The 20392-nt window shown below is 52.5% G+C and carries 24 protein-coding genes, 1 tRNA gene and 3 pseudogenes; 12 read left to right on the forward strand and 16 right to left on the reverse strand.

Going from position 1 to position 20392, the window contains the following annotated elements; all coding sequences use genetic code 11:
* Positions 1–71: 71 nt before the first annotated feature.
* Entirely contained in the window at positions 72–845 is a 774-nt protein-coding gene (locus GVJ63_RS17305) for an SDR family oxidoreductase (protein ID WP_159227162.1), read from the reverse strand.
* A 362-nt stretch (positions 846–1207) separates the two neighbouring features.
* Here GVJ63_RS17305 and GVJ63_RS17310 point away from each other — a divergent pair, with 362 nt between their 5' ends.
* Positions 1208–1852, forward strand: a complete 645-nt coding sequence (locus GVJ63_RS17310) for a hypothetical protein (RefSeq protein ID WP_159227163.1) — start codon at positions 1208–1210, stop codon at positions 1850–1852.
* Positions 1815–2000: a hypothetical protein gene (locus GVJ63_RS17315; protein ID WP_135980156.1), complete on the forward strand. Its 186-nt coding sequence runs from the start codon at positions 1815–1817 to the stop codon at positions 1998–2000. The genes GVJ63_RS17310 and GVJ63_RS17315 overlap by 38 nt, the downstream gene beginning before the upstream one ends.
* A gap of 339 nt (positions 2001–2339) precedes the next feature.
* Here the strand turns inward: GVJ63_RS17315 and tesA are convergent, their stop codons facing one another.
* Positions 2340–2966, reverse strand: a complete 627-nt coding sequence (gene tesA / locus GVJ63_RS17320; protein WP_010671236.1) for a multifunctional acyl-CoA thioesterase I/protease I/lysophospholipase L1 — start codon at positions 2964–2966, stop codon at positions 2340–2342.
* On the opposite strand from tesA, the gene ybbA reads away from it, so the two are divergent.
* Positions 2934–3620 (forward strand): putative ABC transporter ATP-binding protein YbbA, encoded by a 687-nt coding sequence (gene ybbA / locus GVJ63_RS17325; protein ID WP_010259059.1) that lies wholly within the window; start codon positions 2934–2936, stop codon positions 3618–3620. The genes tesA and ybbA overlap by 33 nt on opposite strands.
* Positions 3617–6034: a putative ABC transporter permease subunit YbbP gene (gene ybbP, locus GVJ63_RS17330; RefSeq protein WP_132499487.1), complete on the forward strand. Its 2418-nt coding sequence runs from the start codon at positions 3617–3619 to the stop codon at positions 6032–6034. Before ybbA ends, ybbP begins: the two co-directional genes overlap by 4 nt.
* Before the next feature lie 268 nt (positions 6035–6302).
* Here ybbP and purK read toward each other — a convergent pair whose 3' ends face one another.
* The 4 genes from purK to ppiB form a co-directional block, all read right to left on the reverse strand.
* Positions 6303–7367 (reverse strand): 5-(carboxyamino)imidazole ribonucleotide synthase, encoded by a 1065-nt coding sequence (purK, locus tag GVJ63_RS17335; protein WP_159227164.1) that lies wholly within the window; start codon positions 7365–7367, stop codon positions 6303–6305.
* Positions 7364–7870, reverse strand: coding sequence for a 5-(carboxyamino)imidazole ribonucleotide mutase (gene purE / locus GVJ63_RS17340; RefSeq protein ID WP_010259054.1), 507 nt, complete (start codon positions 7868–7870; stop codon positions 7364–7366). Before purE ends, purK begins: the two co-directional genes overlap by 4 nt.
* A gap of 131 nt (positions 7871–8001) precedes the next feature.
* Positions 8002–8718 carry a UDP-2,3-diacylglucosamine diphosphatase gene (gene lpxH, locus GVJ63_RS17345; protein ID WP_060679605.1) on the reverse strand — a complete coding sequence of 239 codons (717 nt, stop codon included), beginning with the start codon at positions 8716–8718 and terminating at the stop codon, positions 8002–8004.
* Positions 8718–9212, reverse strand: a complete 495-nt coding sequence (gene ppiB, locus GVJ63_RS17350; RefSeq protein ID WP_010259052.1) for a peptidylprolyl isomerase B — start codon at positions 9210–9212, stop codon at positions 8718–8720. Before ppiB ends, lpxH begins: the two co-directional genes overlap by 1 nt.
* Before the next feature lie 212 nt (positions 9213–9424).
* Between ppiB and cysS the strand changes: the two genes are divergently transcribed.
* Both cysS and GVJ63_RS17360 read left to right on the forward strand, forming a co-directional pair.
* Entirely contained in the window at positions 9425–10810 is a 1386-nt protein-coding gene (cysS, locus tag GVJ63_RS17355; protein ID WP_039388349.1) for a cysteine--tRNA ligase, read from the forward strand.
* A gap of 33 nt (positions 10811–10843) precedes the next feature.
* The gene (locus tag GVJ63_RS17360; protein WP_159227165.1) at positions 10844–11950 is read left to right on the forward strand and encodes an AAA family ATPase; all 1107 of its coding nucleotides are present in this window, start codon (positions 10844–10846) and stop codon (positions 11948–11950) included.
* 27 nt (positions 11951–11977) lie between these two features.
* Here GVJ63_RS17360 and ybcJ read toward each other — a convergent pair whose 3' ends face one another.
* Both ybcJ and folD read right to left on the reverse strand, forming a co-directional pair.
* Complete coding sequence (gene ybcJ, locus GVJ63_RS17365) at positions 11978–12190, reverse strand: ribosome-associated protein YbcJ (protein WP_003849455.1); 213 nt, start codon at positions 12188–12190, stop codon at positions 11978–11980.
* Entirely contained in the window at positions 12191–13057 is an 867-nt protein-coding gene (folD, locus tag GVJ63_RS17370) for a bifunctional methylenetetrahydrofolate dehydrogenase/methenyltetrahydrofolate cyclohydrolase FolD (RefSeq protein WP_010671240.1), read from the reverse strand.
* A 173-nt stretch (positions 13058–13230) separates the two neighbouring features.
* On the opposite strand from folD, the gene GVJ63_RS17375 reads away from it, so the two are divergent.
* The 3 genes and pseudogenes from GVJ63_RS17375 to GVJ63_RS17385 all read left to right on the forward strand — a co-directional run.
* Entirely contained in the window at positions 13231–13734 is a 504-nt protein-coding gene (locus tag GVJ63_RS17375; protein WP_029519430.1) for a DUF1198 family protein, read from the forward strand.
* Positions 13735–13828: 94 nt separating this feature from the next.
* Positions 13829–13905, forward strand: a tRNA-Arg gene (locus tag GVJ63_RS17380).
* Positions 13906–14069: 164 nt separating this feature from the next.
* Positions 14070–14222 (forward strand): annotated as a pseudogene (locus GVJ63_RS17385) (Arm DNA-binding domain-containing protein); the annotation flags it as partial.
* Positions 14223–14233: 11 nt separating this feature from the next.
* On the opposite strand, the pseudogene GVJ63_RS22385 reads toward GVJ63_RS17385, so the two are convergent.
* Positions 14234–14431 (reverse strand): annotated as a pseudogene (locus GVJ63_RS22385) (hypothetical protein); the annotation flags it as partial.
* Between the two features lie 110 nt (positions 14432–14541).
* Between GVJ63_RS22385 and GVJ63_RS17395 the strand changes: the two are divergent.
* On the forward strand, positions 14542–14958 hold the full coding sequence (locus tag GVJ63_RS17395; RefSeq protein ID WP_159227166.1) for a hypothetical protein: 417 nt from the start codon (positions 14542–14544) through the stop codon (positions 14956–14958).
* 59 nt (positions 14959–15017) lie between these two features.
* On the opposite strand, the gene GVJ63_RS17400 is transcribed toward GVJ63_RS17395, so the two are convergent.
* From GVJ63_RS17400 to GVJ63_RS17415, 5 genes and pseudogenes are all read right to left on the reverse strand, one after another.
* Complete coding sequence (locus GVJ63_RS17400) at positions 15018–15464, reverse strand: DUF943 family protein (protein ID WP_159227167.1); 447 nt, start codon at positions 15462–15464, stop codon at positions 15018–15020.
* Positions 15457–16260: a DUF3289 family protein gene (locus GVJ63_RS17405; protein ID WP_132499483.1), complete on the reverse strand. Its 804-nt coding sequence runs from the start codon at positions 16258–16260 to the stop codon at positions 15457–15459. Before GVJ63_RS17405 ends, GVJ63_RS17400 begins: the two co-directional genes overlap by 8 nt.
* A gap of 199 nt (positions 16261–16459) precedes the next feature.
* Positions 16460–16609 (reverse strand): annotated as a pseudogene (locus tag GVJ63_RS22570) (LexA family protein); the annotation flags it as partial.
* The gene (locus GVJ63_RS17410; protein ID WP_064689934.1) at positions 16584–16796 is read right to left on the reverse strand and encodes a hypothetical protein; all 213 of its coding nucleotides are present in this window, start codon (positions 16794–16796) and stop codon (positions 16584–16586) included. The gene GVJ63_RS17410 and the pseudogene GVJ63_RS22570, both read right to left, overlap by 26 nt.
* A gap of 129 nt (positions 16797–16925) precedes the next feature.
* Positions 16926–17153 (reverse strand): DUF333 domain-containing protein, encoded by a 228-nt coding sequence (locus tag GVJ63_RS17415; protein WP_132499482.1) that lies wholly within the window; start codon positions 17151–17153, stop codon positions 16926–16928.
* A 497-nt stretch (positions 17154–17650) separates the two neighbouring features.
* On the opposite strand from GVJ63_RS17415, the gene GVJ63_RS17420 reads away from it, so the two are divergent.
* A complete protein-coding gene (locus GVJ63_RS17420; RefSeq protein ID WP_124889764.1) occupies positions 17651–17974 on the forward strand; it encodes a hypothetical protein in 324 nt (107 codons plus the stop codon).
* Positions 17975–18291: 317 nt separating this feature from the next.
* On the opposite strand, the gene GVJ63_RS17425 is transcribed toward GVJ63_RS17420, so the two are convergent.
* Both GVJ63_RS17425 and GVJ63_RS17430 read right to left on the reverse strand, forming a co-directional pair.
* Positions 18292–18618 carry a SymE family type I addiction module toxin gene (locus GVJ63_RS17425; protein WP_022626076.1) on the reverse strand — a complete coding sequence of 109 codons (327 nt, stop codon included), beginning with the start codon at positions 18616–18618 and terminating at the stop codon, positions 18292–18294.
* Positions 18619–18920: 302 nt separating this feature from the next.
* A complete protein-coding gene (locus GVJ63_RS17430) occupies positions 18921–19820 on the reverse strand; it encodes a LysR family transcriptional regulator (RefSeq protein ID WP_010671249.1) in 900 nt (299 codons plus the stop codon).
* A 141-nt stretch (positions 19821–19961) separates the two neighbouring features.
* Between GVJ63_RS17430 and GVJ63_RS17435 the strand changes: the two genes are divergently transcribed.
* Positions 19962–20285 (forward strand): hypothetical protein, encoded by a 324-nt coding sequence (locus GVJ63_RS17435; protein ID WP_022626074.1) that lies wholly within the window; start codon positions 19962–19964, stop codon positions 20283–20285.
* The last annotated feature ends 107 nt before the right edge of the window (positions 20286–20392 follow it).

The following is a 20392-nucleotide window of genomic DNA, read 5'->3' on the forward strand; positions in this document are numbered from 1 at the left end:
CTCTTTGCAAAAAGTGTTCTAAGAATATGGGGCCAACTGGCCCGGCTTCAAGCGCTATTGCGCATGGCTGATTAATGGCTGCGCAAAATGCGATCCAGCATCCAGCCGGGGAGTAACCGTTTCAGCAGGCTCATTATGTGTGCGACCAGTGTCACCGGATAGCGTAAACGCGGATGTTTACTCTCGAGTGCATGACGAAGTTTAGGCAGAATGGCTTCCGGTGGCAGGGTAAAACGTGCCGCGATGCCAGGATTGCGCACCGGGTTATGCTGTTCGCCCTGCGTCACATTGTCGGTAAAACGGGTCTGAATCGGACCCGGTTCAATCAGGCTGACCCGGATGCCGCGGCTGCGCACTTCAAGCCGCAATGCATCGCTCCAGGCTTCCAGCGCATATTTACTGGCGGCATAGGCACCCCGGCCTGGTGTGGAGATCAGCCCCAGCACCGAGCTGGTATTAATAATACGGCCATCGCCGCTGGCCTGCAACGCGGGCAACAGACGCAGTGTCAGCTGATGGACGCCGAAAAAGTTGCTGGAAAACTGCTGTTCCAGCTGCTGGCGGGAGAGGGTGTGCAGCGGGCCATAGAGACCAAATCCGGCGTTGTTAAACAGCGCCGTCAGACGGTTATCGCAGAGCGCGAGCACTGTGTCGGCGGCCTGATCCACACTTTGCGGATCGTCGAGATCCAGTTGCAGCCCGGTAAAGCCCAGTGTTTCCATGCGGGCGACATCCTCTGCTTTACGGCAGGCGGCGAGCACCCGGTAGCCCCGCGCCAGTAAATCGTGAGCGGCAACCAGGCCAATACCGCTGGAACAACCTGTAATCAGAATGGTTTTTTGCACAAATTCATCCCCCTTCGAATCTCATGTTTTTTTAAATTAAGCTGTTATTTCTTCTGAATGTATACCTGATTGCAATGAGTCAGCATTTCACGTTTCTCTTTTATCTTCCTCCTGATTTACCAGGAGTCTGCCGTGAAAAATGAGTGATTACGATAACATCTTAATAATGATCAGACCCAGACCGGGCATAAAGTCTCTGCCATTTTGATGTTACTGGTTTTGCTTGCATCATCTGGCGAAATGACAGATCTGGCGTGGCACAGGAGGAAATTCTGGCTGGCGGGTAAACTGAAGAAATCGTCTGGAAGCACTCATGAACTTTAGTTATTATTCGTACAGATTCAGGACCGCAGGGATGATATATGGACATTAAACAGGCTGCACTGGGAATTCTCGATGGGATATCTTCCATACCAAATACAGCTTACATGGGTATGGTCAGGAGTTGGGAGGGGAGCGGACTCGCAGGGCAGAGTGCTAAACAAAGAAATCAGGCTGAGACGGAGCGTTTTTTCTATATGCTCAAAAGCCTGGGTAATGCTGAGTCACCTTTACGCAGACTAATTACTCTTGTTTTCACCTCGTTTTATCAAAAGCTTAATGATGAAGGAAAGGAGGCTGTTAACAATAAATTGGGGTACGGCGCTGGAAGCATTGCAGGACGAACAGCCGGGCAAATTACATTGGCACAGACAACAGCAAGTATGATGTTGCGTCGGTTGGCTATTGACGAGGCATACAGGCATTTCATCCGATTCAGTGCTTCAGCCTCTCTAAACGTGGTGATGTTACAGGGGATAATTGAAGAGTCAGCAAGAGCGTCAAGAAGGATGAAAAACAAATATCCGGCTACGCACGCCAGGGTCTCAAAAGAGAATTTAGATATGGTTTATTTCCTTGTTGAACGACAATTAGAGCCTTACCTTGTGTTCATCGAAGGACATCCTATTAATTGTAAAGGAATACAAGATGAAATTTGTAAAATCGTTAATGTCCCACGCAATTGAAGGAACCATTACCTTTTTGTCTGTGATTTTTGCTATGGGTTCTTTTTTCTGGTTTGAAAGCACATGGCTGAAACTTACCGGGTGTATCGGAGCATTAATAGTTGGCTATGTGATTTCATACGGAGCGGCGAAAATCAGAGGTGGCTGAACCTGAATTGCTGCTGTGATTTTGCAGCTATTCATAATTTTGCAGCTACTAATAATTGAGTTGAGTAGTTCTGGCTCAATGTTTTATTTAATGGTGAGATCGTTTTGTACTAACCTGCCACCAGAACGCCACAGACGCCCGCTGCGCCACACAAAAGCGCGGTCATCACACTTGATAACCCTATATAGATCATCCTCACAGCGCGGCACATGTAAAGCCGCTGTCACCACTTTGCCGCCAATAACAAAAAAAGCAATATTAAGTTATTGATTTAAATGATTTATTATATGCGCCAAAGTGCTTTTGCATTTCTTTACCCTTTTGGCACATCCCGGCGCGCTACGGCTGCTTAACTAAGGGGGCCAGGTCTTTTGCCATTAACTGGGCGATAAAAGGCTGGGCATCAGGATTAGGATGAATGCCATCCTGCTGCATCCACTCGGGTTTCAGATAAACCTGTTCCATGAAAAAGGGCACCAGAGGAATGTTATGCTGCTGCGCTAATCCGGGATAGATGCCGCTGAACGCTTCGGTATAGCGGCGGCCATAGTTGGCAGGCAGACGAATCTGCATCAGCAGCGGCTTCGCATTGGCGGCTTTAACATCGTCGATAACTTTACTCAGATTCTGCGCGATAGCGTCGGGCGGGAAACCGCGCAAACCATCGTTACCGCCCAATTCGATTAACACCCATTGCGGCTGATGCTGTTTTAATAGTGCGGGCAGGCGCGCCAGCCCCTGTGCAGCCGTATCACCGCTGATACTGGCGTTGATCACTTTAGGTTTTTGCTGCCACTGCTTATCAAGCAGGCTGGGCCAGGCCGCAGTGGCAGACATGCGATAGCCCGCACTCAGGCTGTCGCCCAGCACCATCAGCGTATCTGCAGCAGCAAGACGCGACACCAGCAGAAGAATCAATAACAGGAAGGGATAATGCCAGCGGAAAACATTGTTGAAGTTCATCATCTTACTAAGTCCGTCGGTCAGGGAGAGCATCAGTTAACCATCCTTACCGGAGTTGAGTTGGTTGTCAAACCAGCTGAGACCATTGCGCTGATTGGCGAGTCCGGTTCCGGCAAGTCAACCCTGCTCGGAATTCTGGCCGGGCTGGACGATGGCAGCAGTGGCGAAGTCCATCTGCTGGGGCAGCCGCTGCACCAGATGAACGAAGAGCAGCGTGCGGCCCTGCGTGCCCGGCAGGTCGGCTTTGTATTCCAGTCATTTATGCTGGTGCCAACCCTGAATGCCCAGGAGAATGTGCAGCTGCCATCGCTGCTGCGCGGCGACAGCGATCGCCAGAGCCGTGAACAGGCGAGAGAGCTTCTGACGCTGCTCGGACTGGGTGAACGTCTGCATCATCTGCCCGCCCAGCTTTCAGGCGGCGAGCAGCAGCGGGTGGCGCTGGCCCGCGCCTTCAGTGGCCGTCCTGGTCTGCTGTTTGCCGATGAGCCGACCGGCAATCTCGATCGTAAAACCGGTGACCGCATTGCCGATCTGCTGTTTTCCCTTAACCGCGATTTCGCCACCACGCTGATTCTGGTGACGCATGACGAGCAACTGGCGGCGCGCTGCGATCGTCGCCTGCGGCTGCGCGACGGTAAATTGTGGGAGGAGCAATGATCTGGCGCTGGTTCTGGCGCGAGTGGCGTTCGCCCTCGCTGCTGATTGTCTGGCTTGCGCTGACGCTGGCGGTGGCCTGCGTGCTGGCGCTGGGGTCGATCAGCGATCGCATGGAAAAAGGGCTGAATCAGCAGAGCCGTGATTTTATGGCCGGCGACCGTACGCTGCGCAGCAGTGATGCAGCGCCAGAAGCCTGGCTGGCAAAAGCGGCTGAAAGCGGTCTGACGGTGAGCCGTCAGCTGACCTTTATGACCATGACCTTTGCCGATCAGTCCCCGCAGCTTGCCTCAGTAAAAGCGGTGGACGATCGCTACCCGATGTTTGGCACGCTGCAGACGCAGCCACCGGGGCTGAGGCCGCAGGCGGGTACCGCGCTGGCGGCACCGCGCCTGATGGCGCTGCTGAACCTGAAAGTGGGCGACACGCTGGAAGTGGGTGACACCCAGCTGCGCATCAGCGGCGAGGTGATCCAGGAGCCGGATGGCGGCTTTAACCCGTTTGAGATGGCGCCGCGTCTGCTGATCAATCTGGCGGATGCCGCCAAAACCGGTGCGATTCAGCCAGGCAGCCGCATCACCTGGCGCTATAAGTTTACCGGTAATCCCGATCAGCTGGCCAGCTATGACCGCTGGATTGAACCGCAACTGAAGGCGGACCAGCGCTGGATCAGCGTGGAGAACTCGGAAGATGCACTGGGCCGTTCGATGCAGCGGGCACAGCAGTTCCTGCTGCTCTCGGCCTTGCTGACGCTGATGCTGGCGATTGCGGCCGTGGCGGTCGCCATGAGCCACTATTGCCGCAGCCGCTACGATCTGGTGGCAGTGCTGAAAACCCTGGGTGCGACGCACGGCGCGTTGCAGCGGCTGATCATCGGTCAGTGGCTGGCGGTGCTGCTGCTGGCGGCGATTGCCGGTGGTCTGGTGGGGCAGGGCGTTGAAGCGATCCTGATGGCGATGCTGAAACCCGTGCTGCCTGCCAGCTTACCGGCGGCCAGCGTCTGGCCATGGATCTGGGCGGTGGGATCGTTGTTTGTGATTTCGCTGCTGGTGGGGCTGCGTCCCTATCGTCTGCTGCTGGCGACGCAGCCGCTGCGGGTGTTGCGACGTGATGCGGTGGCGAATCTCTGGCCGCTGAAGATCTATATTCCGGTGATGATCGCGGTGGTGGTGACGCTGTTAGCGCTGCTGGTTGGCGGCAGTAAAATGCTCTGGGCGCTGCTGGCGGGTGTGGTGGTGCTGGCCGGATTGCTGGCACTACTCGGCTGGGGAACCCTGCTGCTGCTGCGTCGGCTGGTAGTGCGCAATCTGGCGTTACGACTGGCGATCAACCGGCTGCTGCGCCAGCCCGGCATGACGCTGAGCCAGCTTGCGGCCTTTTCGCTGTCGTTCATGCTGCTGGCGCTGCTGCTGGTAATGCGTGGCGATCTGCTGGATCGCTGGCAGCAGCAGTTACCGGCGGATAGCCCGAACTTCTTCCTGCTGAACATGACGGCAGATCAGGTGCCGCAGGTGCGTGATTTCCTGCAGTCGCATCAGATCACGCCCGGGACCTTTTACCCGATTGCGCGGGTGCGGCTCAGTGAACTCAACGGCAAACCGGCCGATCCGAAGCTGGATAACGCCCTGAACCGTGAACTCAACCTGACGGAACTGGCCGATCGCCCGGATCATAATCCACTGGTGGCAGGCAACTGGCCACCCAAAGCGGGTGAAGTGTCGATGGAAGTGGAACTGGCGGATCGGCTGGGGCTGAAGCTCGGCGATACCCTGACGTTCGATGGCGATACGCAGACCTTCAGCGCGCGCATTACCAGTTTGCGTAAAGTGGACTGGGAAAGCCTGAAGCCGAACTTCTTCTTTATCTTCCCGCCGGGCGCGCTCGACAGCCAGCCGCAGACCTGGCTCACCAGCTTCCGCATGGAGGCGAATCCTGTTCTGCTGGCGCAGCTTAACCGTGCTTTTCCGGCGCTGAGTCTGCTGGATATCGGCAGCATTATGCGGCAGATCGGTCAGGTGCTGGCGCAGGTCAGCCAGGCGCTGGAGATCATGGTGGTGCTGGTGACCGCCTGTGGTGTGTTACTACTATTGGCGCAGATTCAGGTCGGTATGCGCCAGCGGCGTCAGGAGCTGGTGGTCTATCGCACGCTGGGTGCCGGTAAACGCCTGCTGCGTACGACGCTGTGGTGTGAGTTTGCCCTGCTCGGCGTGGTCTCCGGCGTGGCGGCGGCGATGGGGGCAGAAGCGGCGCTGTGGGGATTACAGACTAAGATTTTCGACTTCCCGTGGCAGCCTGACTGGACCCTGTGGCTGGCGCTGCCGTTGTGTGGCGCGCTGCTGTTATCGCTGTGCGGTGGCTGGCTGGGGATCCGATTACTCAAAGGGAAAGCGTTGTTCAGGAAGTTTGATGCGGCGTGAGTTAGCACCCGTAGCGCTCGACGGTAAGGTGCTGGCTCAGGGAGCATACGCCCTCCGCAAAAACGCCATCCATGGCAGGCTCAGCGCGGGCGATTACGCTGCTCATCCCTGAGGTGCGCCCGTAGCCGGGCCAACGCATTGCGTTGTTCAAAAACGCTCCCGGCGTTTTTAGCCGGGCGGCGCGATGCTTTGCTCCAGGCGTATGCTCCCATCGCATTAAGCTTCTGAGCTGCCTGGTAAAGCCATTTCCAGACTCAGGTGCGGAGGATTACAGTTTTTCAACCGCCCAGGCGATGCCGCTGGCGTACGCTTCCGGTAGCTGCGGCACCAGCGCATTAAGGGCAGCCCTGAGCCGTTCTGTATCGCTGTCGGTCAGATTCAGATGGCCCACTTTACGACCCGGACGCACCTCTTTGTCATACCAGTGCAGATGCACCAGCGGCTGCTGCAGCCAGCTCAGATTCACGTCGGTGCCAATCAGATTGACCATCGCCGACGGCGCAAACACCACCGGCTGCGGTAATGCCAGGCCAAGAATGGCGCGCAGATGCAGCTCAAACTGGCTGATCGACGCACCGTTCTGCGTCCAGTGCCCACTGTTATGGACGCGCGGCGCCAGCTCATTGATCAGCAATCCAGCTGGCGTAATGAAACACTCCATCGCCATTACGCCGACGTAATTCAGTTCCTGCATGATCGCACTCAGCATCGCTTCGGCCTGCTGCTGCTGTGCCTGATCCGCCTGCGGCAGCGCAACGCTGGTGCGCAGAATGCCATCCTGATGCAGGTTATGCGTCAGCGGATAGAACACCACCTGGCCATCGTGACCGCGCGCCCCCACCAGTGAGACTTCACCGGAAAAGTTGATGCCCTGCTCAACGATGCATTCGCCGTAGCACGCCTCCGGCAGGGTGTGAGTCTCATCAGCACGCAGACGCCACTGACCCCGGCCGTCGTAACCGCCGGTGCGGCTTTTCACAATCGCTAACTCGCCCAGCGAGTCGAACACCGCTGGCCATTCGCTTTTATCTGCCAGCAACTGCCACGGCGCGGTGGCCAGTCCCAGCTGATCCAGCAGCTGTTTCTGCGTCAGACGATCCGCCAGACGCGGAAAGATATCGCGGTTAACAAAGGCCGGATGGCTGGCCAGCTCACGCGTCAGCGCCGTCTCCGGCCAGCGTTCGATTTCGGCGGTGATCACGCTGTCGGCGATAGGGAGCGCGGTAGGATCGGCGTCTAAGCCCACCGGATAAACCGCGATGCCCAGGGGTTCACCCGCCTGACGCAGCATACGACCTAACTGGCCGTTGCCCAGTACGCAAACCGGCTTCATGCATCCACCCGCGGATCGGGATGGTTCAGCACCTCATCGGTCTGGCTCTGACGCCAGGTGGTCAGGCGTAACGCCAGCGCACTGTCATGCAGCGCCAGAATCTGCGCCGCCAGCAGCGCGGCATTGGCTGCGCCCGCCTTGCCAATCGCCAGCGTACCGACCGGAATACCGCGCGGCATCTGCACAATCGAATAGAGGCTATCGACGCCGCTCAGTGCTGCGCTCTGCACCGGCACACCCAGCACTGGCACCAGCGTTTTTGCCGCCAGCATACCCGGCAGATGTGCCGCGCCACCTGCGCCAGCAATAATCACCTGAAGACCCTTGTCGGCTGCCGTTTCGGCGAAGCTGAACAGTTTATCCGGGGTGCGGTGCGCAGAGACCACTTCAACATCAAAAGGGACGTCCAGGCTGGAGAGGATTTCAGCGGCGAACTGCATGGTGGCCCAGTCACTTCTGGAACCCATAACAATGGCGATGCGGGCCGGGGCGTTGGATGACATGGGGTCAACTCCTGTGAATGAACAAACAGACCTGGCCGGGCGGACAGGTTTTGAAGGGCACCGAGAATAGCATGAGAAGCACGCAAGGAAAACGGTTGCGTCGGGCTTAAGGTCGTGGATTTAACCGCAGATTAAAAGTCGAAATGGATAAGCTGAATGCCACTGGCGTCGAGCTGGATCATGGAACCCCGGCTGTGCCAGGCACCCAGCACTGCGCGTTGCGCCGTTTCACCCTGCAGGCTCAGCGTATGAATCGCCGGGCGATGAGTGTGACCGTGGATTAACAGCGGCACCTGCTGGCGCAGCATAGTGGCGACGACCGCTTCCTGATTCACATCCATGATGGTCTGGGATTTATGCTGGTTGGCCTGTTTACTGTCGGCGCGCATCCGGGCGGCAATGCGTTTACGGATCCACAACGGCAACGCGAGAAACAGCCGCTGGATCCAGGGATTATGCACTTTGGCCCGAAAACGCAGGTAACCCGCATCGTCGGTACAGAGCGTATCGCCATGCATGATCAGCAACCGACGGCCGTAGAGCGTCAGCACCTGCTCTTCCGGCAGCAGCGTCATGCCGCAGGCCTGCGCAAAGCGTCGGCCAATCAGGAAGTCGCGATTGCCATGGATAAAGTAAACCGGAACCGGCAGGGCGCGCAGGGCGCGGGCAACCTGCTGATGCAGCGGATTGGGATCGTCGTCGCCAATCCAGGCTTCAAACAGATCGCCGAGAATATAGAGCGCGTCGCAGTGGGGCGCTTCGCGCTGTAAAAAATGCAGAAAACCGGCGGTAATCGCCGGTTCTTCCTGACACAGATGGAGATCTGCGATAAACAGCGTGCGCGACATTACTCGCTGACGGTCACTTTCTGGATAACGACGTCGTCTTTTGGCACATCCTGGTGCATGCCGCTGCGGCCGGTAGAGACCGCTTTGATCTTCTCGACCACATCCATACCTTCAACCACTTCAGCGAACACGCAGTAGCCCCAGCCCTGAACGCTTTCGTCACGGAAGTTCAGGAAGTCGTTGTCAGCTACGTTGATGAAAAACTGTGCGGTCGCAGAGTGCGGCGCAGAGGTACGTGCCATTGCCAGCGTACCTTTGGTGTTTTTCAGGCCATTGCTGGCTTCGTTCTGAATTTCGGCTTTGGTTTCTTTCTGCTTCATGCCCGGCTCGAAGCCGCCGCCCTGAATCATAAAGCCGTTGATTACGCGGTGGAAAATGGTGTTGTCGTAAAAACCTTCACGGCAGTAATCCAGGAAGTTCTGTACGGTTGCCGGCGCTTTATCATCGAAAGTTTTGATTACGATATCGCCATGGTTCGTCTGGAAAGTTACCATTTTTGTCGTCCTGTAAAGGTTGTCATCAGTTGCTGAGGTCGCTCTGTCGATGGGCGTCCCCCTTTTTGTCGACCGTTCTTATATCATAATTTCCAATGACGCGTCAGCAGCGCGGCGCAGTTGGCTTGCTTTGCGTCGCGCGAGCGATAAAAATACGGCACAATGTCTGGATACTTAAAAGTGCCAACCACACGCGAAAACGGAACCGTTCAATGCTTAAGATTTATAACACCCTGAGTCGACAGAAAGAGGAATTCAAACCCATTCATGCCGGTAAAATCGGGATGTATGTTTGCGGCATCACGGTGTATGACCTCTGTCACATTGGTCATGGGCGGACGTTCGTGGCGTTTGACGTGGTGGCGCGCTACCTGCGTTACCTCGGTTATCAGCTTAATTATGTACGTAACATCACCGACATTGATGACAAAATCATCAGGCGCGCCAACGAAAACGGCGAGAGCATCGAAACCCTGACTAACCGCATGATTGGCGAGATGCACAACGACTTCGCCGCGCTGGGGATTCTGCCGCCCGATGAGGAGCCGCGCGCTACCCGTCACATCGCTGAGATTATCGAGCTGGTGGAAACGCTGATCGCTCGCGGTCACGCTTATGTGGCGGAGAACGGCGACGTGATGTTTGATGTCCTCAGCGACACCGATTACGGCGCACTGTCGCGTCAGGATCTGGAGCAGTTGCAGGCGGGCGCGCGCGTTGAAGTCGCCGACGTGAAGCGCAACCCGATGGACTTCGTGCTGTGGAAAATGTCCAAAGCGGATGAGCCAGCCTGGTCATCGCCGTGGGGCAACGGTCGTCCTGGCTGGCACATCGAGTGCTCGGCAATGAACTGCAAACAGCTGGGCACCCATTTCGATATCCACGGCGGCGGCTCCGATCTGATGTTCCCGCACCATGAAAACGAAATCGCTCAGTCGAGCTGCGCCCATGACGGTCCTTACGTCAACTACTGGATGCACTCCGGCATGGTGATGGTTGACCGCGAGAAGATGTCCAAATCGCTCGGTAACTTCTTCACCGTGCGTGACGTGCTGCAACATTATGATGCGGAGACGGTGCGTTACTTCCTGATGTCCGGTCACTATCGCAGCCAGCTTAACTACGGCGAAGATAACCTGAATCAGGCGCGTGCGGCGCTGGAGCGTCTCTATACGGCACTGCGTCACACCGACAGCAGCGTGCCTGCCCACGGCGGCGAAGCGTTCGAAGCGCGGTTCCGCAGCGCGATGGATGATGATTTCAACACTCCGGAAGCCTATTCGGTGCTGTTCGACATGGCGCGTGAAGTGAACCGCCTGAAAAGTGAAGATGGCGCTTCAGCGCACGGGCTGGCGTCGAAGCTGCGCGAGATGGCCAACGTGCTGGGCATTCTGCAGCAGGATCCTGAGCTGTTTCTGCAAAGCGGCGCGCAGGTCAATGACGAAGAGGTTGCCGAGATTGAGCACTGGGTGAAAGCCCGTGCCGATGCGCGCGCCGCCAAAGCCTGGGCGGAAGCGGACATCGCGCGCGACAAGCTTAATGCGCTGGGTGTCATCGTCGAGGATGGGCCACAGGGCTCCAGCTGGCGTCGAAAATAAACCGGAGAGGGCGAGCAATCGCCCTTTTTTATTATGGCGATTGAACAGATTCAGATCCGCGGCTTCCGCTCGATACGTAACCTGACGCTGTCGCTGCAGCAGCTGAATGTGGTGAGCGGTCCCAACGGCTGCGGTAAATCCAACCTCTACAAAGCGGTGCGGCTGCTGCATGAGGCGGCCAGCGGTCGCCTGGCACTGGCGCTGGCTGAAGAAGGCGGCATTCAGAAAGCGATGTGGGCGGGCGGCTTACGCCGGGGCGATCGCCGACACGATCCAAAGCGGCTGGAGCTGGCCGTGGTGATGGATGACATGGATTACCAGCTGGAGATTGGCTTTCCCGAGCCGCTGGTGACCAGCCTGTTTAATCTCGATCCGCTGGTGAAGCAGGAGCTACTCTGGCTGAGCGGTCAGCAGCGCCGTCCTTCCGCCTGTATTATGCAGCGCGAAAATCAGACCGCCTTTCTGCACAACGTTGAGGGCGAGCGCGTCGCCTATCCGGCGGTGCTGCATCCCGAAGAGTCGCTGTTTGGTCAGCTTGGCGAACCGCATCGCTATCCGGAGCTTTCGCAGCTGCGCGAACGTCTGCAGCAGTGGCGCTTCTACCATGAGTTCGCCGTCTGGCCTGGCTCACCGATACGGGCACCGCAGATTGGCGTGCGTGCGCCGGTGCTGAGCCATGATGGCAGCAATCTGGCGGCGGCCTGGGCGACCATTGTTGAGCGTGGTCATTCCGAACTCCTGTCTGAGGTGATGGAACAGGCGTTTCCCGACAGCCAGTTTGATGTCGATGTGCAGAATGGCCGTTTCCAGATGCTGATGTCGCGCCAGGGCATTCTGCGTCCGCTGGAGAGCGCCGAGTTTTCTGATGGCACGCTGCGGTTTCTCTGTCTGGTTGTCGCACTGCTCAGCCCGCGTCCGCCTGCCTTTATGGCACTGAATGAGCCGGAAAACAGCCTGCATGAAGATCTGTTGCCTGCGCTGGCGCGCTTAATCGCCGAAGCCAGCGAGTTCAGTCAGCTCTGGATCACCAGCCATTCACCCCGGCTCGCGACGTTGATAGCGCAGCATACGGCGGTGAATCATATTGCACTGGAACAGCGGGAAGGGGAGACATGCGTAAAGGGGGATGAGCGGGTGTAACAGCGTCCCCGCAGGGACGCCCGGAAATTACTCGACCACAGTAATGCGGAAACCCGCGAATTCCACGGTCTGACCGGCTACGATTTTGCAGCGCTTGCGGGTTTCTACCGCACCGTTGACCTTCACTTCACCCTCGGCAATCACGACTTTCGCCTGTGCGCCGCTCTGAACCCAGCCTTCCAGTTTCAGCAGGTCACACAGATCGACGTGCGGGAATTTACCCAGTGAAAAACTTGTCATTTAAACCACCTCTTTATCATGAAACTCTTCGCACGCCTGCAGCGTGTTTTGAATCAGTGTTGCTACTGTCATTGGGCCCACACCGCCCGGCACCGGGGTAATGTAGGAGGCGCGCTCGGATGCACTGTCAAAATCAACATCGCCCACCACTTTGCCGCTCTCCAGCCGGTTAATGCCCACGTCGATGACGATGGCGCCCGGTTTGATCCAGTCACCCGGAATAAACCCTGGCTTACCCACTGCAACGACCAGCAGATCGGCATGCTCAACGTGATGGCGCAGATCTTTGGTAAAGCGATGAGTGACGGTCGTGGTGCAGCCCGCCAACAGCAGTTCCATACTCATCGGACGACCAACAATGTTGGATGCGCCAACCACCACGGCATTCAGGCCGTAGGTGTCAATGTTGTAGCGCTCCAGCAGCGTCACGATACCGCGTGGCGTGCAGGGACGCAGGGTTGGCGCGCGCTGACAGAGGCGACCAACGTTATAAGGGTGGAATCCATCGACATCTTTATCAGGCGTGATGCGTTCCAGCACTTTGACATTATCAATGCCGGCTGGCAGTGGCAGCTGCACCAGAATGCCATCGATTTCGTCGTCCTGATTGAGCGCATCAATCAGCTCCAGCAGCTCAGCTTCGCGGGTCGTGGCAGGCAGATCGTAAGAGCGGGAGTGGAAACCGACCTCTTCACAGGCGCGGCGTTTGCTGGCCACGTAGATCTGCGATGCCGGGTTTTCACCCACCAGAACCACTGCCAGACCCGGCGCGCGTTTTCCGGCGGCCAGACGCTGCTTCACTTTTTCCGCAACCTCAACGCGCACCTGCTGCGCAATCGTTTTACCGTCAATAATTTTTGCTGCCATCAGAGAGGAAATCCACTGTGTTGTGTTGAATCGGGGAAGGGGGGTATTTTGTCAGAAGCGCGGCGCGCTGTCAGTTACAGTTTCAGCCGCGTATGTGCTTTCCGGCTTTTTCGTCGCGACGAGTGCCAGCCTGCATGCGTATGATATCTGCAGGACAATCCGGGGACGATGTAATGATTTGGATAATGCTTGCTACTCTGGCGGTGGTGTTTGTCGCTGGATTTCAGCTGCTCACTGCTGGCTCACGCCACGCCGCTCAGCGGCTCAGCAAACGGCTGCAGCTGCCACCGGTACAGGTGGAATCAATGATCTCTATGATGGGGAAAGAGGCGGCGAAAGAGTTTACCGACTATCTCAGCAAGGATAATGAAACGCACCTGCATAATGGCGCAGCGGTACTGCTGATCTGGCAGGTGTTCATTGTTGACGGCAGCGAGGAGAACAGCCAGCGCTGGCATGCGATTCTCAGTCGAGCCGGTTTTCCACCGCTTATTAGCCGCCAGCAGCTGCTGCTCGCGCTGGGCTTTCTGCGCCAGCTGGAGCCGGACATCCAGGCGCTGCATGCACTTCGTGAGCAATACAATGCGCGTTTCACATCACAAGGGATTGAGCTGGAAGGAGAATTTACCGACAACAGTAAACTCGTGTCGCTCAGCGAATGGCGCAGGCGTCACTGACGCCAATTGGTCATTACCGCAGCACTTCGCTGCGGAGAAACGGCAAAAACGTTGACGTACCCGCTTCCCGACGTATAATCCGTGCCATCTCCATGCGCCCTTAGCTCAGTTGGATAGAGCACCGGCCTTCTAAGCCGTAGGTCACAGGTTCGAATCCTGTAGGGCGTACCATATTTTCTTCTGTTAACATCCTTTCTGGTCTACTTTTTCCTTTAAAATCAGAATATAACAATTCTCTGTGGTCCAGTTTGGTCCAGGGTCACCTATTGCGTTCTTGTTTCGATTGAGGGCAGGATAGGGGGCATTGCCAGGTTCAATCAACTGGATGCCCCCAAATGAAGCTGACAGCCCGACAAATTGACTCTGCTAAGCCAAAAGAAAAGTCATACAAACTTGCCGATAGTAGTGGTATGTATCTTGAAATATTTCCAAACGGAGCCAAAAGCTGGAGACTCAAATACCGTATAGCGGGTAAAGAGAAGCGGGTGTAGTGGCATAGTAAGCTCCGGCTCGTTCTTAGCAGATCATGAACAGTAAAATATTCAATATCACCCATAACATTGGGCGGTTGCTTCTTCAACATGGGCGGTTGCTTCTTCCTGCCAGGCTCAATACCGCAAAGCTTCGCTATGGCCCTGTTAAGAGTGTCTTTTCCCATGTGCTGGGACTTGCTTACACGGCGATTAGTGAAGACATAATTCACTCTGACAATTAGTTCTTCCAAAAATCTCCATTAGGTTTTATGTGAATTATATTGATAAAAATAAATCTGCGTTAAAGGAATTATAAATAAGAATGGAGGGTTTTATGAGTAAAGATAAAATGAAAGATGAACAAATATCATTTGCTAAGGCAAAAGAGTTCCTTAACAAAGTGCATGATGATTTAATAAATTTATTAGAACAAAATAAAATTACTGAAAGCTATAGAATGTATCCTGCTGAAGATATTTTTTATATTATGTTTAGAGAGTATTACGCTTCTCAGGATTGCTTAAAAATCGTGAGCATAGTTGAATGTTTTGAATTAACCGAACTTGTTGAATACAATAGTGTTGACTGGTGGTTTTTTTCAACCTTAGCATCTGATGTTGATACTAATAAGATTACAAACATAATTCAAACAAAAATGGTTGAAGAAGAGAAAAGCAAAATAAATTCTGTTCTTGTTAAAGAGGATGATGTGGTTATTAAAAAGAAGTTAGTCAAAAGAATTTTGAAATAGCCTGACTTGCCTGGTCAGACCATTTAAATTTTGAAGCGATTTAGTAAAAAATATCTTTTTTATTTTAATGTTACTCTACCATCAGAACTCTGTATATATGTTTTGTCGCCTATATTTATAAATGCTTTTCTATCAAGGCTCCCTCTTATAACTAATGCTATGCTGTTATATACACATTTCTTATGCTCGCCATTAGTATCATCAAAGCAGGTATAGTCATCAATTGAACCATCTCTGGTTCCTGTTGGTAACTTTTCATAACCATCGAAGTTCATGATGATAACAGTGAAGTTATCTGGGGTATTGATAATATGATATTTATTCTGAAGCGAATCTTTGTTTTCTAACCACCATTTTAGTTTTCCTTCTGTAGTCATCGGTAAATTTTCTACAAAAACTGCACCATTATCAACTCTGACTATTTTTGCTGGTCTTACAGCAATCCATATGCAATATACTGATATTAACAAAATCAGAACTGCTCCAATCCTTTTGTATTTAAACATTGGTTTCTCCTGTCAATGTTATAGTTGCTCCGAAATTTGTGAAAAATGGCTTTTGAGCTAAATGCTTAGCCCTCTGTAGAACGAACCATATTCTAAAGAAACTAATTGAGTTGAATTTAGCTTTTAAGATATCTTCTTTATCTAAGCCAAAATGGTCTTGTGCTCTGTATTTGATAGTCGCAGTATATTTATTGCCCTGGAAGGTCAGGCTTTCTATAGAAATTTCTGTGCTGTTTATGTCATGGACGGTAATGCCCATGCCATTGACAAAATCTTTCCATCTTGTGTATTTTGGTAAACGACTTTTAGATAATACATTTGAAAAATGTTCTTTCGTCAATTGTGACTTATTAAAATCAAATTGCTCGATAGTGTTTTTAATTATGGATAATGTGCTATCGATAGAGTTGTCACTCAAAATGAGATTTCTGTAGGCATTATCCATAAACGGATGCTGAAAATCATTTCCATTACTACGTTGCATGTGATTGAAAAGATTTATGATCAAGCCCTGGTATGGTCCTCGGAAAGAAAAGGCATAGGACTGAGAGCGTAGCTCATCATATAACAACGCAATGGCTTTTTCTCTACTAACTGGCTGTATAGAATTAGTAGCAGGATGCTGATAGGAGGGACCAAAAGTAGTCCAGTCGATGAAAGTTGATACTTGCCCGAGATGATAATGTTTTTTCAGTATATGAGCATCCATGTCGCCACTTTGCATGTCATCAGCATTTCTGTCATTGAATCTTTTTTTTGTAGTGAAGATGATAAGTTTTTTGTCGATTCCTTTCATTCAAAATCAATCCCTTTCAGTCAAATGATTAAGTATTATACATTTTCTATTTGTGAGGTAAATTAAGAATTTTATTAATATTTACTATGTTCAGAGTCATTTACGCCCACATAATCATGCAGTGATGAACCTTGAATATCAAGGCGTTCAGCCAGGTTAATTTATTCGGATGTCTATTAGCATCTATTGAAAGTCACACTCATCTGGTGTGCAATCCCGTTCTGATCTGCTCCCCTCTAACCGGCACCATAGGCCACCGCGGGTTCAGCCCCTTGAGGTACTTGTGGATACCGTCGATGAACAGCTTCTTGAATGTCGCTTCGTTATCGTTGGTTAGCTTTGCGATATAGCCAGACACCGATAAAGGCCAGCAGAGCAGAAAGCACCGCCTTAAGTGCAATCACTGTGAATTCGAAACTATCCATAGCGCCTTCACCATCACCGCTAATGTGGCCTTCTACCAGGGATCTGATGATGCTTTCAGGTTTGAGAAACCAGGTTGCGGAGAAGATTATAATAAATATCAGTATTTTCATCGCACTACACACTTTGTGAAATCAGGAACATCAATGCGGCCGTATGCTGGTAATCCTCCTTTCATAAAGCCACGTCCCATTCTTACGGCTCCTTGATAGCTGCCCTGATATCCCTTCCGACCAACGAGTCTATTGGTTATCCCTTCTGTACAGCGCCCACTCCTCGATGCGCTCCCCGCCTGGCAGAGTACAGTAACCTGATTCACCATCCGGGCCCTTAACTATGTCCAGCTTGCCGCCCATCTTTTCACAATACACAGAGGCTGGGTTAGCCATGCCCACAGCGTGTTGTCTGTCATTATGGGGTACACAGGCTGTGAGTAAAAAAGTGGTCGCTACGATTGTAATTGTTTTCATTTTTAACCTTATCTGAAGAGATTGACGAGGGTTAATCGTTATATCCACGCTGCTTCATCTCGCGCTGGTTTGTCTGTTTAATTAACCGGCTGTTGTGACCCTGGGTAGCCATTGAAATCAGATCATAACCCGGGCTTAATCCCGCCAGTTAGTGTGGATTTATACCTACATCGTGTTCATTAGGTGCATTACCTCTATCCCTTACCTTTGGGATCGCATCTCATCAGGGTACAGCCAGAGCTGCGTTGGCCACATCAACCGTCTTTCAGCAGCTGTATTGCTGGCCGCTTATTTGTCAGTTGTAACAGGCGCATTGATAGAGCACTTAAGGAGGGCAGCCAACGCGGGATTAACGGGTTACACCACAGCAATGACAGTAGCCTAGACAATTTCATCGGGCGGTACCGGTGCCGCCCATGTAAAGAGGAGGGTTAGCATGGCTCAGGTACACTGTGCTATATTTTGCTTGTATCGCAACGGCATTCAGGATGAATCAGATGAGCGAATTTGAGCAAGAACTCTATAATAACGGCTTCTCCGATAAAGAGATCGGTAAACTCAAAAGTATTATAAAAAAAGACGAGTCAAAAAAAGATACACTTCAAAGCCTCGTGATTGATCTAAGTAAACGCTTCTGGGGCGGAGTCATTGCTCTTATTATTTTGATGCTTATTGGGCTGGGTGGCATTTTCAATGCAGATGCTTCAAATGCTATTCCATATATTGTTGTTCTGACGTTTGCATTTCTTGTGATCTATTTTGTTACACCTCTCAACCTAGCATGGAAATCATATAAATTTACCAGAGAATGTAAGCGCTAATTTTTATCCAAAGTTAGTTATCTGATTCCTGTTTCTGGCACTTATTTATAGTAGTACGATCCTTACAGGAACATAGTGTGTACATCGATAATCTGTATTTTTCGATAACAATCTGATAATAAACATTTAATAATTCTTCAGAAATCATTCCAATCTATAGATTATCTGTAATCTCATTATAAAAGGCGATTAAAACGGGGGAGCGCTACGCTAGCGGGGCAAAAGATCCTTTAAATATAGAAACGCGGATAATTATTGCCAGCAATACTGATCTGCCGCTCCCCAACCAGAAGCGGCATCCTTTTACCTCAACGCCACTAACCCGCAACCACACCCGACAAAGCCAGAACCTGCTTCTGTTTCCTGGCGGGCAGCTTATTCAGCTGCGCTAACGCGTTAACCAGCTGCTCATCGACCGGCTCTGGTGGTTTGACCGTCAGCACAATACGGCCCGCCGTGACTTTTACTTCTACTTCGGTGCCGGTGGTAAATCCGGCGGCAGCCAGCCACTGGCCTTTCATGATAATCGACGGAATACGCGCGTAACTGGGATACCGGCTGGCGTAACTCACCGTTAATTTGCGCTGGGAAACGGAAGGGGCTTCTGAATTTAAACCAACTGCATTACACTCTGACTCAGTCATGATCTCTATTCCTTTTCAATAGTGATTGTGATTAGCGATACAGGAGTGCTCCAACACCTCTGTATCGCGCTAAATACCTGTACATATAATCAACTATTGCAGGAAAAGTCCAGCTGAAAATCGATGTAAATCAGTGACTTTAATCATCTGATAAACAGCGAGTTTTACGATAACGATCTCAAAAAAATGCAATTAACTGAAAGCATTCATTGTTCGGAATATAAGAAAAGTCACAGGTGATATCTCGTCATAAATATCTGCCATTAGCCGTATTCAGTAAGCCCGCTATCAGTAACAGGTGCTTAACCCGCAGTGTGCTTAAGCAGAAAGTCGATTAACGTTTTTACTCTTTTCGTTTTACCCGCGCTTTTAGGATAATAGAGATAAACCGGCGGATAAGTTTTCCAGTAACGCTCCATCACCGGAATAAATGCCTCTTTATCCGGCTGTAAATTATGAACCGGTTCAAACAGTCGCCCGATACCCAGCCCGTTGCGAATGCCATCAGCCATCACCTCAATATCATTACTCATCAACTGACCCGGCATCTCAACGGTCAGCTGTTCGCCATGATGATCCAGAATCAGCGGCAGAATACGATTATTGGTGATAAACCGGTAACCGATAAGCCGGTGCTGATGCAGGTCAGACGGAGACGCTGGAATGCCGAACGCTGCCAGATAGGCAGAAGAGGCATACAAACCTTCGCGAAACGGCTTCATCAGCGGTCGCGCCACCACGCCACCTTCCAGAATGTCGCCAAACCGGATCCCCAGATCAAAACGTTCATCAATGATGTTCACGGTACCATCGTATACCGAAATTTCCAGCTGAATACCGGGATATTGCTGGCAGAAAGCGGCCATCGCAGGTTTCAGCACCAGCAGATAAGCAAAGCGCGAAAGGGTGATTCTGACCAGTCCCGACGGTTCCTGATTCTGGTCACGGATGCTTTCCAGCGATTTTTCCAGCGAGGCTACCGCTGCTGAGGTTTGTTCCAGCAGCTGCTGTCCGGCATCGGTCAGCTCAATCCGGCGCGTGGTTCGCACAAATAGCGGATGACCGATGTGCGCTTCAAGCAGCTTCAGCGCCTTACTGACAGAGGGGGGAGTAATCTCCAGTTTGCGAGCAGCCGATGAAATATTTCCTTCGCGGGCAATGCTCTGGAAGATGCGTATCTGATTATAGATGGCGTTGTTCACGGGATAATCCTGACACAATCGGGCTGCTTATTATTAGCCGCAGGCTAAATATCTTTGAGTCAATAGTGGCCTAATCTTCACTAAATCGCGAGCATATACTCCTTATCAGTTCCCCCTGGCCGTGAATCTCAGGAGATTGATATGCGAATTTTGTGTCTGGATAAACCCGCCCCCGATGCCACGCTGGAAAAGTATCACCCTCATCTGGCTGCCGAAGCTTTCCATGCCTGGAGTCTGTATAAATCCGGTGCGCTACGCGATATTTACTACCGACAGGATCGACCCGGCGTTGCGATCTTCCTTGAATGCGACTCGGTGGAACAGGCCCAAAGCCTGCTGGCTGACTTTCCGCTGGCAAAAGCCGGTCTGCTGAGTTTTGACTGCATCCCGTTAGGTGCATTCACCAACTGGGAAAGCCTGTTCGCTGCAGAGTATAAGCCTCAGCAAGAGGGCGCCACCCAATGATCAGTCGCAAACCGCTACCGTGTGTTGTCACCAGTCATCCGACAGGTGTCAGGGAGGCGGCGCAGTAAAAACGCCGAGTGAAGCGCTGGCGGCAGGAAAGGCGGATG

Origin of the sequence: Pantoea sp. 18059 (assembly GCF_902706165.1) — a bacterium.
Taxonomy (GTDB): Bacteria; Pseudomonadota; Gammaproteobacteria; order Enterobacterales; family Enterobacteriaceae; genus Pantoea; species Pantoea agglomerans.

Excerpts from the sequence above, each read along its gene's own strand:
- GVJ63_RS17310 (WP_159227163.1), top strand. The coding sequence starts at position 1,208 with ATGGACATTAAACAGGCTGCACTGGGAATTCTCGATGGGATATCTTCC.
- GVJ63_RS17315 (WP_135980156.1), top strand. The coding sequence starts at position 1,815 with ATGAAATTTGTAAAATCGTTAATGTCCCACGCAATTGAAGGAACCATT.
- ybbA (WP_010259059.1), top strand. The coding sequence starts at position 2,934 with ATGCCAGCGGAAAACATTGTTGAAGTTCATCATCTTACTAAGTCCGTC.
- tesA (WP_010671236.1), bottom strand. The coding sequence starts at position 2,966 with ATGATGAACTTCAACAATGTTTTCCGCTGGCATTATCCCTTCCTGTTA.
- ybbP (WP_132499487.1), top strand. The coding sequence starts at position 3,617 with ATGATCTGGCGCTGGTTCTGGCGCGAGTGGCGTTCGCCCTCGCTGCTG.
- purK (WP_159227164.1), bottom strand. The coding sequence starts at position 7,367 with ATGAAGCCGGTTTGCGTACTGGGCAACGGCCAGTTAGGTCGTATGCTG.
- purE (WP_010259054.1), bottom strand. The coding sequence starts at position 7,870 with ATGTCATCCAACGCCCCGGCCCGCATCGCCATTGTTATGGGTTCCAGA.
- lpxH (WP_060679605.1), bottom strand. The coding sequence starts at position 8,718 with ATGTCGCGCACGCTGTTTATCGCAGATCTCCATCTGTGTCAGGAAGAA.
- ppiB (WP_010259052.1), bottom strand. The coding sequence starts at position 9,212 with ATGGTAACTTTCCAGACGAACCATGGCGATATCGTAATCAAAACTTTC.
- cysS (WP_039388349.1), top strand. The coding sequence starts at position 9,425 with ATGCTTAAGATTTATAACACCCTGAGTCGACAGAAAGAGGAATTCAAA.
- GVJ63_RS17360 (WP_159227165.1), top strand. The coding sequence starts at position 10,844 with ATGGCGATTGAACAGATTCAGATCCGCGGCTTCCGCTCGATACGTAAC.
- ybcJ (WP_003849455.1), bottom strand. The coding sequence starts at position 12,190 with ATGACAAGTTTTTCACTGGGTAAATTCCCGCACGTCGATCTGTGTGAC.
- folD (WP_010671240.1), bottom strand. The coding sequence starts at position 13,057 with ATGGCAGCAAAAATTATTGACGGTAAAACGATTGCGCAGCAGGTGCGC.
- GVJ63_RS17375 (WP_029519430.1), top strand. The coding sequence starts at position 13,231 with ATGATTTGGATAATGCTTGCTACTCTGGCGGTGGTGTTTGTCGCTGGA.
- GVJ63_RS17395 (WP_159227166.1), top strand. The coding sequence starts at position 14,542 with ATGAGTAAAGATAAAATGAAAGATGAACAAATATCATTTGCTAAGGCA.
- GVJ63_RS17400 (WP_159227167.1), bottom strand. The coding sequence starts at position 15,464 with ATGTTTAAATACAAAAGGATTGGAGCAGTTCTGATTTTGTTAATATCA.
- GVJ63_RS17405 (WP_132499483.1), bottom strand. The coding sequence starts at position 16,260 with ATGAAAGGAATCGACAAAAAACTTATCATCTTCACTACAAAAAAAAGA.
- GVJ63_RS17410 (WP_064689934.1), bottom strand. The coding sequence starts at position 16,796 with ATGAAAATACTGATATTTATTATAATCTTCTCCGCAACCTGGTTTCTC.
- GVJ63_RS17415 (WP_132499482.1), bottom strand. The coding sequence starts at position 17,153 with ATGAAAACAATTACAATCGTAGCGACCACTTTTTTACTCACAGCCTGT.
- GVJ63_RS17420 (WP_124889764.1), top strand. The coding sequence starts at position 17,651 with ATGAGCGAATTTGAGCAAGAACTCTATAATAACGGCTTCTCCGATAAA.
- GVJ63_RS17425 (WP_022626076.1), bottom strand. The coding sequence starts at position 18,618 with ATGACTGAGTCAGAGTGTAATGCAGTTGGTTTAAATTCAGAAGCCCCT.
- GVJ63_RS17435 (WP_022626074.1), top strand. The coding sequence starts at position 19,962 with ATGCGAATTTTGTGTCTGGATAAACCCGCCCCCGATGCCACGCTGGAA.